The 17,503-nt window shown below is 56.6% G+C and carries 17 protein-coding genes; 4 read left to right on the top strand and 13 right to left on the bottom strand.

Features of this window, described 5'->3' with window-relative positions; genetic code table 11:
• Window positions 1-19: 19 nt before the first annotated feature.
• Window positions 20-1,303: a cytosine deaminase gene (locus ABIE29_RS15955; RefSeq protein ID WP_429619711.1), complete on the bottom strand. Its 1,284-nt coding sequence runs from the start codon at window positions 1,301-1,303 to the stop codon at window positions 20-22.
• A gap of 287 nt (window positions 1,304-1,590) precedes the next feature.
• On the opposite strand from ABIE29_RS15955, the gene nirB reads away from it, so the two are divergent.
• From nirB to cysG, 4 genes are all read left to right on the top strand, one after another.
• A complete protein-coding gene (gene nirB, locus ABIE29_RS15950) occupies window positions 1,591-4,140 on the top strand; it encodes a nitrite reductase large subunit NirB (RefSeq protein ID WP_429619710.1) in 2,550 nt (849 codons plus the stop codon).
• Complete coding sequence (nirD, locus tag ABIE29_RS15945; RefSeq protein WP_429619709.1) at window positions 4,137-4,466, top strand: nitrite reductase small subunit NirD; 330 nt, start codon at window positions 4,137-4,139, stop codon at window positions 4,464-4,466. The genes nirB and nirD overlap by 4 nt, the downstream gene beginning before the upstream one ends.
• 253 nt (window positions 4,467-4,719) lie before the next feature.
• Window positions 4,720-5,520 carry a nitrite transporter NirC gene (gene nirC / locus ABIE29_RS15940; protein WP_429619708.1) on the top strand — a complete coding sequence of 267 codons (801 nt, stop codon included), beginning with the start codon at window positions 4,720-4,722 and terminating at the stop codon, window positions 5,518-5,520.
• Between the two features lie 49 nt (window positions 5,521-5,569).
• Window positions 5,570-6,973, top strand: a complete 1,404-nt coding sequence (gene cysG / locus ABIE29_RS15935; protein ID WP_429619707.1) for a siroheme synthase CysG — start codon at window positions 5,570-5,572, stop codon at window positions 6,971-6,973.
• An 86-nt stretch (window positions 6,974-7,059) separates the two neighbouring features.
• On the opposite strand, the gene trpS is transcribed toward cysG, so the two are convergent.
• The 12 genes from trpS to pilM form a co-directional block, all read right to left on the bottom strand.
• The gene (gene trpS / locus ABIE29_RS15930) at window positions 7,060-8,064 is read right to left on the bottom strand and encodes a tryptophan--tRNA ligase (protein ID WP_429619706.1); all 1,005 of its coding nucleotides are present in this window, start codon (window positions 8,062-8,064) and stop codon (window positions 7,060-7,062) included.
• Window positions 8,065-8,066: 2 nt separating this feature from the next.
• Entirely contained in the window at window positions 8,067-8,765 is a 699-nt protein-coding gene (locus ABIE29_RS15925; RefSeq protein ID WP_429619705.1) for a phosphoglycolate phosphatase, read from the bottom strand.
• Complete coding sequence (gene rpe, locus ABIE29_RS15920; RefSeq protein ID WP_024482734.1) at window positions 8,758-9,435, bottom strand: ribulose-phosphate 3-epimerase; 678 nt, start codon at window positions 9,433-9,435, stop codon at window positions 8,758-8,760. Before rpe ends, ABIE29_RS15925 begins: the two co-directional genes overlap by 8 nt.
• Window positions 9,436-9,465: 30 nt before the next feature.
• Entirely contained in the window at window positions 9,466-10,284 is an 819-nt protein-coding gene (gene dam, locus ABIE29_RS15915; RefSeq protein WP_429619704.1) for an adenine-specific DNA-methyltransferase, read from the bottom strand.
• Window positions 10,285-10,368: 84 nt separating this feature from the next.
• Entirely contained in the window at window positions 10,369-11,361 is a 993-nt protein-coding gene (locus tag ABIE29_RS15910) for an SPOR domain-containing protein (protein ID WP_429619703.1), read from the bottom strand.
• Window positions 11,362-11,645: 284 nt separating this feature from the next.
• Window positions 11,646-12,743 carry a 3-dehydroquinate synthase gene (gene aroB, locus ABIE29_RS15905; RefSeq protein WP_429619702.1) on the bottom strand — a complete coding sequence of 366 codons (1,098 nt, stop codon included), beginning with the start codon at window positions 12,741-12,743 and terminating at the stop codon, window positions 11,646-11,648.
• Window positions 12,744-12,837: 94 nt separating this feature from the next.
• Window positions 12,838-13,359: a shikimate kinase AroK gene (aroK, locus tag ABIE29_RS15900; protein ID WP_005271698.1), complete on the bottom strand. Its 522-nt coding sequence runs from the start codon at window positions 13,357-13,359 to the stop codon at window positions 12,838-12,840.
• A gap of 552 nt (window positions 13,360-13,911) precedes the next feature.
• A complete protein-coding gene (gene hofQ, locus ABIE29_RS15895; RefSeq protein ID WP_429619701.1) occupies window positions 13,912-15,159 on the bottom strand; it encodes a DNA uptake porin HofQ in 1,248 nt (415 codons plus the stop codon).
• Between the two features lie 9 nt (window positions 15,160-15,168).
• Complete coding sequence (locus ABIE29_RS15890) at window positions 15,169-15,516, bottom strand: hypothetical protein (RefSeq protein WP_429619700.1); 348 nt, start codon at window positions 15,514-15,516, stop codon at window positions 15,169-15,171.
• Entirely contained in the window at window positions 15,509-16,018 is a 510-nt protein-coding gene (locus ABIE29_RS15885) for a hypothetical protein (RefSeq protein WP_429619699.1), read from the bottom strand. Before ABIE29_RS15885 ends, ABIE29_RS15890 begins: the two co-directional genes overlap by 8 nt.
• A complete protein-coding gene (locus ABIE29_RS15880) occupies window positions 16,011-16,547 on the bottom strand; it encodes a PilN domain-containing protein (protein WP_429619698.1) in 537 nt (178 codons plus the stop codon). The genes ABIE29_RS15885 and ABIE29_RS15880 overlap by 8 nt, the downstream gene beginning before the upstream one ends.
• Window positions 16,547-17,389, bottom strand: a complete 843-nt coding sequence (gene pilM, locus ABIE29_RS15875; RefSeq protein ID WP_429619697.1) for a type IV pilus biogenesis protein PilM — start codon at window positions 17,387-17,389, stop codon at window positions 16,547-16,549. The genes ABIE29_RS15880 and pilM overlap by 1 nt, the downstream gene beginning before the upstream one ends.
• Between the last annotated feature and the right edge of the window lie 114 nt (window positions 17,390-17,503).

Here is a 17,503-nt window from a genome sequence, read left to right as displayed (position 1 = left end):
GCAGAACCCTTTTTTATGTCTAACGCCTGAAGTCGACCTGTTCTTCCTGCTTCAGATACAGCGTGGTTTGCGCAGGCTGGGTGGCCGCAATGACCGCACCAGCACGGATCGAATAGCGTACCGGCGTCTGGCGGCGTACTGCGTCAAAACCGCTGTCTGCGGGTAAGATCACCAAATCGGCACTATTACCTGCACGCAAACCGTAATCTGCCAGGTTCAAGGTTCGTGCGCTGTGGGTGGTGATCAGATCCAATCCGGCATCGATCTGGCCATAGCCCATCAGTTGGCAGACATGAAGCCCCATATGCAGCACCTGCAACATATTGGCGGTGCCCAGCGGATACCAGGGGTCAAACACGTCGTCATGACCAAAACAGACGTTGATGCCCGCTTCCAACATCTCCTTCACCCGGGTGATGCCACGCCGTTTAGGATAGGTATCGAAACGGCCTTGCAGGTGAATATTCACCAACGGGTTGGCCACGAAGTTGATACCGGACATTTTCAGTAACCGGAACAGCCTTGAGGTATAGGCCCCGTTGTAGGAATGCATCGCGGTGGTATGGCTGGCGGTAACCTTGGCGCCCATCTCCAGCTTCAACGCCAACGCGGCCACGGTCTCCACAAAGCGGGACTGCTCGTCGTCAATCTCGTCGCAGTGCACGTCCACCAGCCGATCATATTTCTGTGCCAGGGCAAAGGCCTTGTGCAGCGACTCCACGCCGTATTCGCGGGTGAACTCAAAATGCGGGATGGCCCCGACCACATCCGCCCCAAGCCGTAACGCCTCCTCCAGCAGGGCTTCCCCATTGGGATACGACATGATCCCTTCCTGAGGGAAGGCCACGATCTGCAGCGTGATCCAAGGAGCGACCTCCTGCTTGACCTCCAGCATAGCCCGCAACGCGGTCAGCGTAGGATCGGACACGTCGACATGGGTGCGCACATGCTGTACGCCGTTGGCGATTTGCCATTTCAGCGTCTGCCACGCGCGCTGCTTCACGTCTTCATGGGTGAGCAGTGCTTTGCGCTCTGCCCAGCGTTCAATGCCTTCAAACAGCGTGCCGGACTGGTTCCATGCGGGCTGCCCGGCGGTTTGCGTGGTATCCAGGTGGATATGCGGCTCGATAAACGGCGGCAGCGCCAGCCCACCCTCGGCGTCCAACACGTCGCTGCGCCATTCCAGCCCCTCAGGTTGTGGAATGATATGCGCGATCCGTCCCTGATCGATGGCCAACTGCCACAGCCCTTCATGCCCGCTCAGGCGCAGGTTATCGATAAACTTTACCGGATTGTTCGCCATTTTTTACCTCTGCTCGGCTCACTATTTGGTTCATCATACTGACCCAATGGTGGACTGACAAAGTCACCGCTTGGCTTTACTTACCCTGGCTACTCCTCAATGAATGCTTTTTTCATTAACTGTCTCGATTCAGCTAAAATTGAGAAAAAACCACGGCTTATCAAATAACGATAAATATCATAGAAATACCACCTTAGAGGTATATAGGGGCTACTTTGACCTGTATCAATAAATTGCCTTCTGGGAGGAATAAGGTACATCCAGGAAATCAGAATTTTGAGGCAATAATGAGCAGAGTCCAACTCGCGGTTATCGGCAACGGTATGGTCGGCCACCGCTTTATCGAAGATCTGCTGGAAAAGGCAGACAAAGACCAGTTCGACATCACCATCTTTTGTGAAGAGCCGCGCATCGCCTACGACCGCGTACACCTCTCCTCCTATTTCTCCCACCACACTGCCGAAGAACTTTCGCTGGTCCGCGAAGGCTTCTATGAAAAACAGGGCGTCAACGTGCTGGTGGGTGAGCGCGCCATAACCATTAACCGCGCAGAGAAAGTGATCCACTCCAATACCGGCCGCACGGTGTATTACGACAAGCTGATCATGGCGACCGGCTCCTATCCGTGGGTCCCGCCGATCAAAGGCTCAGAGACTCAGGATTGCTTCGTTTACCGCACCATCGAAGATCTCAACGCCATCGAATCCTGCGCCCGCCGCAGTAAGCGTGGCGCAGTGGTGGGCGGTGGCCTGCTCGGCCTGGAAGCGGCTGGCGCACTGAAAAGCCTGGGCGTGGAAACCCATGTGATCGAGTTCGCGCCGATGTTGATGGCAGAACAGCTCGATCCGATGGGGGGCGACCAGTTGCGCCGCAAGATCGAACGCATGGGTGTCAAGGTCCACACCGGCAAAAACACCACCGAAATCATCAACGGCGGCAAAAGCGCACGCAAAATCATGCACTTTGCCGACGGCAGCGAGCTGGAGGTCGATTTTATCGTCTTCTCCACCGGCATCCGCCCACAGGACAAACTGGCTCACCAATGTGGGCTGGCTACCGCCCCACGCGGTGGCATTGCGATTAACGATAACTGTCAGACCTCCGATCCGGACGTTTACGCCATCGGCGAATGCGCCTCCTGGCAGCAGCGCACCTTCGGCCTGGTGGCCCCAGGCTACAAGATGGCTCAGGTCACCGCCGACCATCTGCTGAACCGTGAAAACAGCTTCCAGGGTGCCGATATGAGCGCCAAGCTGAAGCTGCTGGGGGTCGATGTTGGGGGTATTGGTGATGCACACGCGCGTACCGAAGGCGCCCGCAGCTACGTCTATCTGGATGAAAGCAAAGAGGTCTATAAGCGCCTGGTCGTCAGCGCAGACAACAAAACGTTGCTCGGCGCGGTGCTGGTCGGCGATACCAGCGACTACGGCAACCTGTTGCAGTTGGCCCTGAACAGCATCGAACTACCGGAAAACCCGGACAGCCTGATCCTGCCAGCCCATGCCGGCAGCAAACCGGCCATCGGCGTAGATTCGCTGCCAGAAACCGCACAGATCTGCTCCTGCTTCGACGTCAGCAAGGGCGATATCATCAAAGCGGTGAATATGGGCTGCCATACCGTAGCGGCGATCAAGTCCGAGACCAAGGCCGGTACCGGCTGCGGCGGTTGTATCCCACTGATCACCCAGGTGCTGAACGCCGAACTGAGCAAACAGGGCATCGAGGTTAACCATCACCTGTGCGAGCACTTTGCCTATTCCCGCCAGGAGCTGTACCACCTGATCCGGGTCGAAGGCATCAAGACCTTCGACGAGCTGTTGGCGAAATATGGTAAAGGTTACGGCTGTGAAGTGTGTAAACCCACCGTCGGCTCACTGCTGGCCTCCTGCTGGAACGAATATGTGCTCAAGCCTCAGCACACGCCGCTGCAAGACACCAACGACAACTTCCTGGGCAACATCCAGAAAGACGGCACCTACTCGGTGATCCCACGCTCTGCCGGTGGTGAAATCACGCCGGAAGGTCTGATCGCCGTCGGCCAGATTGCCAAAGAATACAACCTGTACACCAAAATGACCGGCTCGATGCGTATCGGCATGTTCGGTGCGCAGAAAGACGATCTGCCTGCCATCTGGAGCAAGCTGATCGCCGCCGGTTTCGAAACCGGCCACGCCTACGCCAAGGCGCTGCGTATGGCAAAAACCTGTGTCGGCAGCACCTGGTGTCGCTATGGCGTGGGTGACAGCGTTGGCTTCGGCGTGCAGCTTGAACACCGCTACAAAGGCATCCGTACCCCGCACAAGATGAAGTTTGGCGTTTCCGGCTGCACCCGCGAGTGTGCCGAGGCACAGGGTAAAGACGTCGGCATTATTGCCACCGAGAACGGCTGGAACCTGTATGTCTGCGGCAACGGCGGGATGAAACCACGCCATGCCGATCTGTTGGCTGCCGATCTCGACAACGAAACGCTGATGCGTTACCTCGACCGTTTCATGATGTTCTACATCCGCACCGGCGATAAGTTGCAGCGTACCTCGGTCTGGCTGGAAAGCCTGGAAGGCGGCATCGATTATCTGCGCAAGGTGATTATCGACGACAAGCTGGGCATCAACGCACAGTTGGAAACCGAAATTGCTCGCCTGCGTGAAGCAGTGATCTGCGAATGGAAAGCAACTGTCGAAAATCCTGCATCGCAGGTGCGTTTCGCTCACTTTATTAACAACAGCCAGCGCGATCCTAACGTTCAGGTCGTGGCCGAGCGCGAGCAACATCGCCCCGCACGCCCGGATGAACGCATTCCCGTTACCTTGCTGGAAACCGAGGAGAACAACGCATGAGCCAGTGGATCACCGTTTGCCCCATCGCCGATATTCTGCCCGCGACCGGCGTGTGCGCGCTGATCGGCACCCAGCAGGTGGCGATATTCCGCCCCTATGCCGACGAACGGCTGTATGCCATCAGCAATATCGACCCATATGCCCAGGCCAGCGTGCTCTCACGCGGCCTGATTGCCGAGCATCAGGGTGAGCTATGGGTCGCCAGCCCGCTGAAAAAACAGCATTTCCGCCTGCACGACGGTTTCTGTCTGGAAGATGAGAGCCGCTCCGTGGCCAGCTTCGCCAGCCGGGTAGTCGACGGCCTGGTTCAGGTGGCGGCTAAGTAATCCTTCGTCCCTAACCCCCCCCCTCTCCCAAAGGGAGAGGGGGCTGCCGAGAGCACGTAGTTAGCCCATGCAGCTACGGAAAGTAGGGAGTGAGAACAACAAAGGCAAGGTAAATCGCTAAGCAATCAACTAGCTCGATCGGTCCCCTCTCCCTGTGGGAGAGGGTTAGGGTGAGGGCGTTTCTTTTTGCCTAACTGACCGGCATTACCCTTATTACAAACACACTTTTTATTATTTATTTCCAGGGAAATCTATGTTCACTGACACCATCAACAAATGTGCTGCCAACGCGGCACGCATCGTCAAACTGGCCAAAGAGAGTCCGCTCGGCTTCTGGATCAGTTCCGCTATGGCCGGGGCCTACGTCGGCCTTGGCATCATCCTGATCTTTACCCTCGGCAATCTGGTGGATCCCTCCATCCGTCCGTTGGTGATGGGTGCCACCTTCGGTATCGCACTGACGCTGGTGATCATCGCTGGCTCAGAGCTGTTCACTGGCCACACCATGTTTCTGACGCTGGGCGTCAAGGCCGGTACCATCAAGCACAGCCAGATGTGGGCCGTGCTGCCGCAAACCTGGTTGGGTAATTTGCTCGGTTCGGTGCTGGTCGCGTTGATGTATTATTACGGCGGCGGTAGCCTGCTGCCGATAGATACCAGCCTGGTGCATACCGTGGCACTGGCAAAAACCACCGCCCCGGCAGAAGTGCTGTTCTTCAAAGGCGTGCTGTGTAACTGGCTGGTTTGCCTGGCAATCTGGATGGCACTGCGCGTTGAAGGCGCGGCCAAATTCATCGCCATCTGGTGGTGTTTGCTGGCGTTTATCGCTTCCGGTTACGAGCACTCGGTGGCCAACATGACGCTGTTTGCCCTGTCCTGGTTCGGCCACCACAGTGAAGCCTATACCCTGAGCGGTATCGGTCATAACCTGCTGTGGGTGACTCTGGGCAATATGGTCTCTGGTGCCGTCTTTATGGGCCTCGGCTACTGGTACGCCACGCCGCGTACTCAGCGTCCGCAGGCAGAGATCACCGCTGCACGCCAAAACGCATAATGATTTTGGGGGCGATCGCCCCCCTTAGCCACTTCCCCGAGGATTGCCGATGGATTACTTACCCATTTTCTGCCAACTGCAACATAAATCCTGCCTGCTGGTCGGCGGCGGGGAAGTAGCTGAACGTAAGGCTCGCCTGCTGCTGGAGGCCGGTGCGCAGTTAACCGTCAACTCACTCCAGTTCAGTGAACAATTCCATATCTGGGCCGAGCAGGGCCAGATGACGTTGGTAGCAGGTGAGTTTTCTGCCGACTTGCTGGCAGAAAAATGGTTAGTGATTGCCGCAACCGATCGGGTGGAGGTTAACGCCTTGGTCTATCAGTGTGCTAACCAACTGCGGGTGTTCTGCAATGTGGTGGACGACCCCAAATGCGCCAGCTTTATCATGCCTTCGATTATCGATCGTTCGCCGATTATGGTGGCCGTTTCTTCCGGAGGCAAGGCCCCGGTGCTGGCACGTCTGTTACGGGAAAAACTGGAAGCCATTCTGCCGCAGCACCTGGGTCGACTGGCTCAGTTGGCGGGTTCATTGCGCCAGCGGGTGAAGCAGGAGTTTGGCAGCATTGGCGCTCGTCGTCGCTTCTGGGAAAGGTTGTTCGTACACGACAGGCTGGCGCAATCCCTGGCCAACGACGATACTCCACAGGCCAACCAGCAGGTTGAAAAGCTGTTCGCCGATCGGCCTGAAGAACAGGGCGAAGTGGTGCTGGTAGGCGCAGGCCCCGGTGATGCTGGCCTGCTGACGCTGAAAGGCCTGCAACAAATCCAACAGGCTGACGTGGTCGTTTACGATCGCCTGGTCTCTGAAGAAATTATGGCCCTGGTGCGCCGTGATGCCGAGCGCATTTTTGTGGGCAAGCGTGCCGGATACCACTGCGTACCACAGGAACACATCAATCAAATCCTGGTGGAACAGGCCCGGCGGGGCCTGCGCGTCGTCCGGTTGAAAGGAGGCGATCCCTTCATCTTTGGCCGGGGTGGCGAAGAACTGGAAACCCTGGCCGAAGCGGATATTCCCTTCTCGGTAGTGCCGGGGATCACTGCGGCTTCGGGTTGTTCGGCTTACAGCGGCATTCCCCTCACCCACCGCGATCACGCGCAAAGCGTGCGTTTGGTGACGGGCCATGCCAAGGCCGACGGTGGATTGGACTGGGCACAGCTTGCCGCCAAGCAGCAGACACTGGTGTTCTATATGGGGCTCACTCAGGCGGCAGAAATCCAGCAACAGTTGATCGCTCACGGTATGGCTGCCTCGATGCCGGTGGCGCTGGTAGAAAACGGTACCTCAACTCGCCAGCGGGTGATCGAAGGCGAGTTGGCACAGTTGGGTGAGCTAGCCAAACAGGCTGCCAGCCCAAGCCTGATTATCGTTGGCAGCGTCGTCAGCCTACGCAGCAAACTGAACTGGTTTGCCAGCAGACAAGCTCCGGCAGAGCTGAACAAAATGGCATAAAAAAAGCGACCCTTCGGCCGCTTCAGATTGGTAACAATTTTGGGCGCCGCATGCTGCGCCCTAGGCTGAGGCTTTGTCTGCATCCATTACGGATGAGGTACAAAACCTACGGCCTCATACACCTTCGCCAAGGTTTCCTGCGCACGAGCTCGGGCTTTCGCCGCGCCATCACGCATCACCTGCTGTAACAGAGCCTCATCGTTGCGGAAACGGTGATAACGCTCTTGCAGCTCGGTCAACATACCAGACACGGCCTCTGCTACAGCGCCCTTCAGGTGACCATACATCTGGCCTTCAAACTCGGCTTCCAACTGGGCAATGCTCTTGCCGGTCACACCGGAAAGGATATCCAGCAGGTTGGACACCCCCGCTTTATTGGCAACGTCGTAACGAATGACCGGCGGATCCTGGGAATCGGTCATCGCACGTTTGATCTTCTTGGTGACCGCCTTAGGATCTTCCAGCAGGCCGATCACGTTGTTACGGTTATCGTCCGACTTGGACATCTTCTTGGTCGGCTCTTGCAGCGACATCACGCGCGCACCGGATTTCGGAATAAACGGCTCCGGCACCTTGAACACGTCGCCGTACAGCGCATTGAAGCGCTGGCCAACGTCACGGCTCAGTTCCAGATGCTGTTTCTGGTCTTCACCGACCGGCACCTGATTGGTCTGATACAGCAGAATGTCTGCCGCCATCAGCACCGGATAGCTGAACAGACCGGCGTTGATGTTTTCCGCATAGCGCGTCGATTTGTCCTTGAACTGGGTCATGCGGCTCAGTTCACCGAAGTAGGTATAGCAGTTCAGCACCCAGCTCAGTTGCGTATGTTCCGGTACATGAGACTGCACGAAGATGGTGCTTTTCTCTGGATCGATACCACAGGCCAGGTACAGCGCCAGCGTATCCAGGGTGGCTTTACGCAGCTGTTGTGCATCCTGACGCACGGTGATGGCATGCAGGTCGACGATGCAGTAGATACAATCAAACTCGTCCTGCAGTTGCACCCACTGGCGCAGCGCCCCCATGTAGTTGCCGATAGTCAGTTCACCGGACGGCTGCGCGCCGCTGAAAACGATGGGCTTACTCATAGTTAAATTTCCCGATCTTCTAAAGATGACAGCCCAAGTGCGGGCAACAAATCGGCGAAGCGCTCCAACACGCGGTCGGGGTGGCTCAGGGCGATCGCTTCACCGTAGTTATATCCATAAGTCAGACCGACGCTCGGGCAACCTGCCGCCTGCGCCGCCTGAATATCATTGCGCGAATCCCCGACGAACAGCACTTCACCGGCCCGCAGGCCAAGCTTGCCGAACACCAGATACAGCGGGGCAGGATGTGGCTTTTTCTCCACCACGTCGTCACCGCCGATAATCAGCGAGAAAAAGTCGATAATGCCAAGCGCCGTCAGCAGAGGGGCCACAAAGGGGGTCGGTTTGTTGGTGACCAGCGCCAGCGGGTAGCCTAGCTTGGCCAACTGGGTGAGCGTCTCTGTCACCTGCGGAAACAGACGGCTGCCGCTTTCTACGGTTTGCCCATAGTAATGGTCGAAACGTTGACGCATTTGCAAACACCGCTCAGGCGTGGCTTCCACCTCTGCCCAACGCAGCGCTCGCTGAACCAGCACATCGGCACCGTTACCAATCCAGGTGCCAACACGGGCCTCACCGGCCTGCGGCAGCCCCATTTCCGCCAACGTCATATCGATGGCCGCCGCCAAACCCGGCGCACTGTCTACCAGCGTGCCGTCGAGATCGAAGGCCAGACCACGGATAGCGCTAAAATCAGCCATGACTCACCTTTGCCAGCTCGCTGCGCATCTGATCGATCACCGCACGGTAATCCGGTTTGCCAAAGATGGCGGAGCCGGCCACGAACATGTCCGCACCCGCTGCTGCGATTTCGGCAATGTTGTCGACCTTCACGCCGCCGTCCACTTCCAGGCGAATGTCGCGGCCACTTTCGTCGATCAGTTTGCGAACCTGGCGCAGCTTGTCTAACGTACCATGGATAAAGGATTGGCCGCCAAAACCAGGGTTGACCGACATCAGCAGGATCACGTCGATCTTGTCCATCACGTAATCGAGATAGCTCAACGGCGTCGCTGGGTTAAACACCAGGCCAGCCTTGCAGCCGTTCTCTTTGATCAGTTGGATGGTGCGGTCGACGTGTTCGGAAGCTTCAGGATGGAAAGAGATGTAGGTTGCCCCAGCCTTGGCAAAGTCCGGCACGATGCGATCGACCGGTTTTACCATCAGATGGACGTCAATCGGTGCGGTAATGCCGTAATTGCGCAAGGCTTCGCACACCATTGGCCCGATCGTCAGATTAGGCACGTAGTGGTTATCCATCACGTCAAAATGCACCACGTCGGCACCGGCAGCCAACACTTTGGCAGTATCTTCACCCAGGCGGGCAAAATCTGCAGACAGAATGGACGGGGCAATCAAAAACTTTTTCATCCGCTTCTCCAAACGTAGGGTTCGAGTTATTCAGCTTATTTTGTACAGTGCCAAAAGTTCGTTCACTTTACTACGGCCTAAAATATTGCGGCTGATGGTGCGACGAGCCTTCACCACATGCAGCGAAGCATGCTGATACCAGTCACGCGTCAGCTCGGTGTCATGGTTGGAAATCAACACCGGCACCTGGTTTTCAACCGACAGCTGATGCGCAATGCGCGCCAGCCCTTGCTGATCGGCCAGACTAAAACTGTTGGTGTGATAAGCCGTAAAATTCGCCGTTGCCGACAGGGGAGCATAAGGCGGATCGCAATAGACCACCGCACCTTGGGTCGCCTTCACCATGGTATCGTGATAGTGCTCGCAGACAAAAGTGGCATTGCGTGATTTTTCAGCAAACCAATGAAGCTCTTCTTCCGGGAAGTAAGGTTTCTTGTAACGCCCAAACGGCACATTGAACTCGCCACGCAGGTTATAGCGGCACAGACCGTTATAGCAGTGGCGATTCAGATACAGGAACAGCAACGCGCGCCGATACTCATCGGTGGTGGTGTTGAACTCTTCGCGCAGCAGGTAGAACTGGTCTGAGTTATTGAATTCGTCGGTGAAAAGCAAGCGGGCATCGCGCACGAAATCATTCGTGCGCAGCTTAACGATGTTATACAGGCTGATAAGGTCGCTGTTGATATCAGCGAGAATATAAGCCTCGTACTCTGTGTTCAGGAAGACTGAACCCGCGCCCACGAAGGGCTCGATTAAGCAGTTACCCTCTGGTAAATGACGACGGATCTCGTCTATCAGCGGGTATTTTCCACCAGCCCATTTTAAAAAAGCGCGGTTTTTCTTCATGCCGTCAGTTAGCTACTTATTACAATTCAGAGCGGCGGATATGTACTCTGTTTCAGACAGCACATCAGCGCACAAAATTAATGATTATTTTTTCAGGTCTTGCTGTACTTGCTGTACAGGGCGGACCCATGGTTTTTTCGCCTGAACTTCCGCTGGCAGCGTAGCGATAGCACGCTTGGCTTCCGCCGAAGAAGCGTAGTTGCCGCTCACTAACACATACCAGGGTTTACCATCACGCTTGGTCTCGTACACCATAAAGTGTGGCAAATTCTGTTGCTTGGCAAAGGCATTCAACGTATCGGAGCGCGAGGCACTGCTCAACTGCAGCGTGTAATGGCTACCCGGTGCGGTCTTCAGTGAGCTTCCGCTGCCGCTCACCACACCACTCTTGCCGCTGGCCGGTGGGGTGTAAACCGTGGTGGTGGTCGCAGAAGGTTTGGCCGATGTGGCCGGTTTAGTTGCTGCTGGCTTGGTGGCGGGCGTTTTATGCGGCTGCGTCGCAGCGGTAGCATTGTTATGCGCCGCCGGACGCGCGGCAGCACCGTTCATCACGGTTGCCGGAGCGGTTGGCAAAGCGGAAACCGGGGCATTGATACTTTGCGCGGCAGCAGCATCAACCTGGCCTTGCTGGGACGACAGGGCATCGGCCATGTTGCCTGGCAGATCGACACGCTCACCAGCACCGCCCTGTGGTGCTACAGGTTGTGCTTCGGTCGGCGTGCTGGAGATAGGTGGGACGCTAACAGTCTGGGGCTGAGAGGTGCTGACACCGTTGTTATCGTTGGTATCCGTAGTACCGCCCGCAACGCCGTTGTTGCTGGTGGTCAGCGACGATGAGCCAGACAGATTGATGTCGCGGGTTGCCCCTTGCTGCGCAACCTCGTGCTTGGTGGGTGCTTTCAGCGCCGAACCGATACCGATGATCAGCAACAGCAGCACCAAAATGCCAATCCCAATCATCATATGCTGACGTGAAACGGCAAAACGCGGCCCAGTTGCGGCTGGCCGACGTGAACGCGAAGGACGGCGATCGCTGGTATCAGGCCTGAGATCGTCTTCTGGTTTAAACTCATCCATCTGAAACCCTCCAACTAGAGGCAAAATCCCGCCACCCAGGTGGTGCGAGACTATTAACCCGATGATGGCAAGGCGACATCTGTCTCGCCCTGCGCACAATTTTTATAGAGTCTAACAGCAGCCAAGCTACTGTTATAGTCCGCAAGCTCAAGCACTGTCGACCTGCGTCAAATTACGCCATCCATGGAATTGCCCGGCGGGCAAGGTACAGCCCGGATAGCAGCAGAGAAACGGCTGCATATCGACCTGGCGAAACGACGTTAACGCTATTGAGTGTAACCGACTTACGCGCGCTGTGTTGGTAAACAGTCGGCGATGGATGCCAGCACCAGCTCATGGGCGACACCGCCACGAACTTCGGCTTCACCAATGCGCTTTGGCAATACCAAACGCAACGCCCCGGCCAACACTTTTTTATCACGCAACATGTGTGGCAGATAGGCCTCAGGCGTCATCTCCTGCGGCCCGCAAACCGGCAACCCGGCGCGCAGCAGCAGCGCCTTGACCCGTTCGATATCGTCAGCCGAGAACTGGCCCAGGCGACGCGCTGTTTCAGCCGCCATCACCATGCCAGCCGCCACGGCTTCACCGTGCAGCCAGACACCATAGCCCATTTCGGCTTCGATGGCATGGCCGTAGGTATGGCCCAGATTGAGCAATGCCCGCAGACCGTTTTCACGTTCATCGGCGGCCACCACTTCGGCCTTCAACTCGCAACAGCGGCGGATGCAGTACGCTAACGCGTCCATATCCAGCGCAACCAGCGCATCGATATTATTTTCCAGCCAGACGAAAAAATCACCATCGAGAATAATCCCGTACTTGATCACTTCCGCCAGACCAGAGGAGAGTTCACGCGCCGGTAAAGTACGCAGGCAGTCCAGATCCACCACCACCGAAGCCGGTTGGTAGAAGGCGCCGATCATATTTTTACCGAGCGGATGATTGACGGCGGTTTTGCCGCCAACGGAGGAGTCCACCTGCGAGAGCAGCGTGGTAGGAACCTGGATAAAACGCACACCGCGTTGATAGCACGCGCTCGCAAAGCCGGTCAGATCGCCAATCACGCCGCCGCCGAGGGCAACCAGCGTGGTATCGCGACCGTGGGGCTTTTCCAGCAGCGCCGAGAACACCTGCTCGAGTACGGCCAGAGATTTATACTGTTCGCCATCAGGTAGAATCACCTGATCCACCACTACGCCGCCCTGTTCCAGCACCGACCGGATACGCTCCAGATACAAGGGTGCCAAAGTCTGGTTGGTGACCAGCATGACCTGTTCACCCGCCTTTAGCGGCATAAAAGAAGCCGGATCGTCAAACAATCCGGCGGCTATGGTAATCGGGTAGCTACGCTCCCCAAGCGTTACGGTAATTCTCTCCATGTCGCGCTCAGTTCTCGGTGTGGTTTATCCCCGCCAACGCGGGGAACACAATCAGAATTTCCGCATTTGCCCGCGGCCAACACGGAACCCGCTATCAGTTACTTTCCAGCATGTTGATAATCTGGTTGGCAACCACTTTAGCGCTTTGATCGTCGGTGCGGATAGTGACATCTGCAATTTCTTCGTACAACGGATTGCGCTCTCTAGCCAGCGCTTCCAGCACCTCACGAGGAGGAGAGTCTACCTGCAGCAGCGGACGTTTTTTGTCGCGCTGAGTACGGGCCAACTGCTTCTCGATGGTGGTTTCCAAATAGACCACGACACCACGCGCCGACAGGCGGTTACGCGTTTCACGCGACTTAACCGAGCCCCCGCCGGTAGCCAGCACAATCCCTTGCTTTTCCGTCAGTTCATTAATGACTTTTTCTTCACGATCGCGGAAACCTTCTTCCCCTTCCACGTCGAATACCCAGCCCACGTCAGCTCCGGTACGTCGCTCAATTTCTTGATCGGAGTCGAAAAACTCCATATTGAGTTGCTGAGCTAACTGACGGCCAATAGTGCTTTTGCCGGCACCCATAGGCCCAACCAGAAAGATATTGCGTTTCTCTGCCATGTTTTTCGGTATTACTAAGACAATTCGTTAATGATAACCCGCCCCGCCAATCAAATTAGCGGCGGGACCTAAACTGAAACCTCATGAGCGATAGTGCGAGATCAGACGAAAAATTATCTCAACACTCTTGGTAGTTTGGCAACCGAATAAATCACTATCCACGCCGCAGGAGGGAAACCATACGTTTTTAACGGCGTCTTATACCCTATGGATCCCAGGTTTCAACCTGGAAGACGACGGGTACAGCATTAACAAAAAAACCTCGGTGCTCAATTCGGTAACCCTTGTAAGCTAAATCTGCCGCAGCGTCAAACTCAGATGCCTCTAAGACACGAAAAAAAGTGCATTTGCTTGTCAACTTTTAAGCGTTTTCAACGGCCAGGATTTTGGACCAAGACCTCATGAACCGAGCATTGCAGCGAGATCTCCGCCTGGAGTTTATCTGAAAAAGTAACGGCATGTCGTGATTTGGCAGATTAACGGCAACTTTCGTCGGTTTCCCCCATTTGGTCTTGGCGTCACCACCGCGCCAAACATTACCATCGAGACAATTTAGACTTTAACCAGTGTGGGCGTGATGAAAATCACCAGCTCGCGCCTTTTATGCTGCTGATTGCTGTGTTTGAACAGCGCTCCCAGCCAGGGGATATCGCCCACGCCAGGGACTTTATCGGCCGCCTGGTTGCGCTGACGCTGAAAAATGCCCCCTAAGACAATGGTTTCACCATCTTTTACCGTCACCTGGGTTTTAATCTCCTGCTTGTCGATCGCCAGCGCCTCTCCATCGCCCTGTTTGATCGAACGCCCGGGCATATTCTGGCTGATTTGTAACGTCAGGGTGATGCGGCCATTGGGTAAAATCTTTGGCGTTACTTCCATGCCCAGCACCGCGTCCTTGAACTCGATCGAGGTGGCACCACTGGAACCGCTCGACACCTCGTAGGGAATTTCCGTGCCCTGTTTAATACTGGCGGTTTGCAGATGTGCGGTAAGCAGGCGCGGGCTGGCGATGATCTCCACCTGATTTTCCTGCTCCAGCGCCGACAACTCCAGATCCAGGATGCGCCCGCTGATGCGTGCCAGGTGAAAACCTGCCGTTATGGCGCTGTTCTCTACCGGCAGACCAACGCTGAAATTGTCTATCCGCAACTTTTTGGCTGGCCTTTCTTCTGCCGCCAGCCCCCACCTTACGCCAAGCTCCCGCAAATTCTCACTGCTGATGGTGACGATATGAGCAGCCAACTGCACCTGTTCCAGCGGGGTATCCATCTCTGCCACCCAGGTTTTCAACTGGACCAGCGCCTGAGCGGTGTCACGCAGCAGCAATGCGTTGGCGCGTTTATCCACCACGACGCTGCCACGCTCGGTCAACAATTTGCCACGTTGGCTATCCAGGCTCTGCGCTATCTCGCTGGCCTCCGCGTTTTGCAGCGTGATCGTCAGGTTGTGCAGCGGCTCCTGCTGCGCCAACGCCCGCTGCCGACGAAGCTGCTCCTGCTCATCCGGCAGAGGGAAAACCATCATCACATTGCCCTCCAGCGTCATCGTCAGCTTGCCCATGCGTAACACCACGGCTAGTGCCTGCTGCCAGGGAACATTGTCCAACCGCAGCGTCAGGTTGGTATCGACCCCCTCGGCTGCGACCAGGTTCAGGTCTTGATACTCCGCCAGCGCCTGTAAAATCAGGCTGGCCGGGGTATCATGGAACGCCAGCGACACCGGTTTTTCCGGCTGCACGCTCGCCATCACCGCCAATGGGAGAGCCAGCCACCCCACCAAAAGCCACTGATATCCTTTCATCACTTTTCCTTACGGTTTTTTTCCCAACGTGAGCACCACACTTCCCGAACGTGGCCGACATGCTTTTGCCCTATCCTGCGCAACGAGTTCAAGCTGCCGGGGCTGGATCTGCATCACTTGCCAATCCCCATCCAACACCCGCTGCCGGGGCAATAACCCCAACCACTGCCCCTGCGGAGTGATCACCCAGCCATAGCGCAAATCCGGCGTGCCAATAATCCCCTTCAGCCGCCAACCCTCCGGTGAAACGGCCGGATCGGCGCAGACCGCCGTTAGCGGTCGCTGGAACGGATCGCGATACTGTTCAGCCCACAGCGGGGACGAGAACAGCAGCCAAAACCACCACGCCTTATTCATCCACCACCTCTTCCGAACTCACCAGAGTCAGTTGAGTAGTTAACCCTTCGGGCTGCCTCTCGATGTTCATTTGCTCAATCCTTCGAGTGGATGGCAGCGCCTCCAGCAAGCGCAGCAAGCCCCCGAAATCCAGCTGTAACCTTATCTTTTGCTGGGCTGATTTCTCCTGCTGCTGGAAACGTAGCAGCCGTCCCCCAAGTTGATAGAGCTGAGCGCCTAAATCCCGCGGCTCACCGGGCACGATCAAAACCTGCTGCCCCAACCGCTGCTCAAGCTCAGCTAACGGCGGTAGCCGGCTCAGCTGTTGCTGGCGCTCGGCAATCTGGCGTTCCAACTGCTGACGCTGTTCATCCAGCCTTTCCCACCGTTGCCATTCCCCGGTGATCAACCCATTACAGGCCAACAGCCCAACCCCGGCTAATACCAACCATTGAGCCGCCAGCAGTTGCCAACCAGGCCGGGCTAGCCAGGGGATCAGCCAGTCTGACAGGGGCTTATCCATCCTGCCCCCAACGTGCCGTGAGAGTGAACGCCAACCCACCCTCCTTACGCTGTGTGACTTCAACCAGGCGGCAACCCTGCAACAATGGTAGCGCGGCCAATCGCCGTTCAAAGGTGATAATCTCCGCATACGCCCCACCTTGCCCCCACAATGAGATCCCCTTGTGGCTCTCTTCAAACCCCGTGAGCCACAGAGTGTCAGGCAGCGTTACCGAGAGCTGCTGCAATAGCGACAGGTAACGCAGGTTGTGCGAACGATTGTGCTGGTAACGGGCGTTTTCTGCGGTCAAACGGGCCAGTTCGGCCATCTTTTGCTGCGTCTGCTCAATACGCCCTGCCAGCTCAGTGTATTGCCGCGTTAAACCCTGCAGCATCGAATGTTGCCTGGCCTGTTGGTCGCACAGCCAAAAGTAGGCTGCCACGAGCATAGCCAGCACCAGCAGCAATTGAGCAACGAAGCAACGTAACCAGAAGGTATAGCGCTGCCGCTGCCGTCTGAGGCGCCAGGGCAACAGATTGACCTGGTACATCAGGCATCCTCGCGACGCAGCGCCAACCCGCCAGCCAACACAAATGCCATCGGCTGAGAGGGCAGCGGCGGGTATAAGCGGCTGAATGCCGTGAACGGTGACCAGGGTATGGCACCTTCAGGCGAGGCTTCGTCCAGCACGCTGCTGTAATACACCTCTTTCGCCCCCATGGCTGGGCAAGCTGAACGCATGGCCGCCAACGCCTGCTTGACGCCGACTGCTTCCCCCGCAGGCAAAACGCCATAAGCAAAAGGCATCGCTCGCGGTGCTACCCATAGCCATTCCGACTCCAGGCGATGCAGCAGCCCGGCATCGGGAGCCAAGCCGGCAAACGCCGCCATCATGTTTAGCGCATTGGGCGCGATATCGATTACCTGGGGATGCAGATCCGCCAGTTGCAGGCAATGCAGCCATTGTTGCAGCTCCTGCTGGCGGGCCGCGGTGAGCAGCAACTGATGGGTATTCGGCTGTGCCTGGCGGTAATCCATCGCCAACGTCTGGCTGTCTAACGGGAACTGTTTCAGTCCCTGGGTGGTGATGTAGTCATGGCGAACCGGCTCCTGCAAGCGCAGGTCTGGCAGGGGCAACGTCTGCTGTAAAACCCGCTGCGCGGGTAAAGCAATGCGTAAGGAAATATGTCTTGGTAACCGGCTACGCCACTGCTTGAGTTCCGTCACCAGCATGGCAGAACTCTCTAAATGCCCCGCCCGCAGCGCCGAGTAGGGCAATGCCTGTTGCCACCAGTGACGCAATTGCCAACCGTTACGCCGACGCTGCGCAGCCAGCGCTCTGATGCTGTGATCCTGGATATCCAACCCCACCTGCCACGTTTGAGAAAACATATTTCACCCCACCTCCGTACCCTCAGATAACAAAAGAACATATCCATGTTGCAGGCTTGCCTTTATACTACCGCGCGGTTGTTTATAAACTGCCCAATTGACATGAAATGGGAA

This window comes from Serratia sp. 2723 (genome assembly GCF_050434425.1).
Lineage (GTDB): Bacteria > Pseudomonadota > Gammaproteobacteria > Enterobacterales > Enterobacteriaceae > Chania.
The sequence above is the reverse complement of the archived record's forward strand: the minus strand, read 5'-3'. Positions and strand labels throughout refer to the sequence as shown.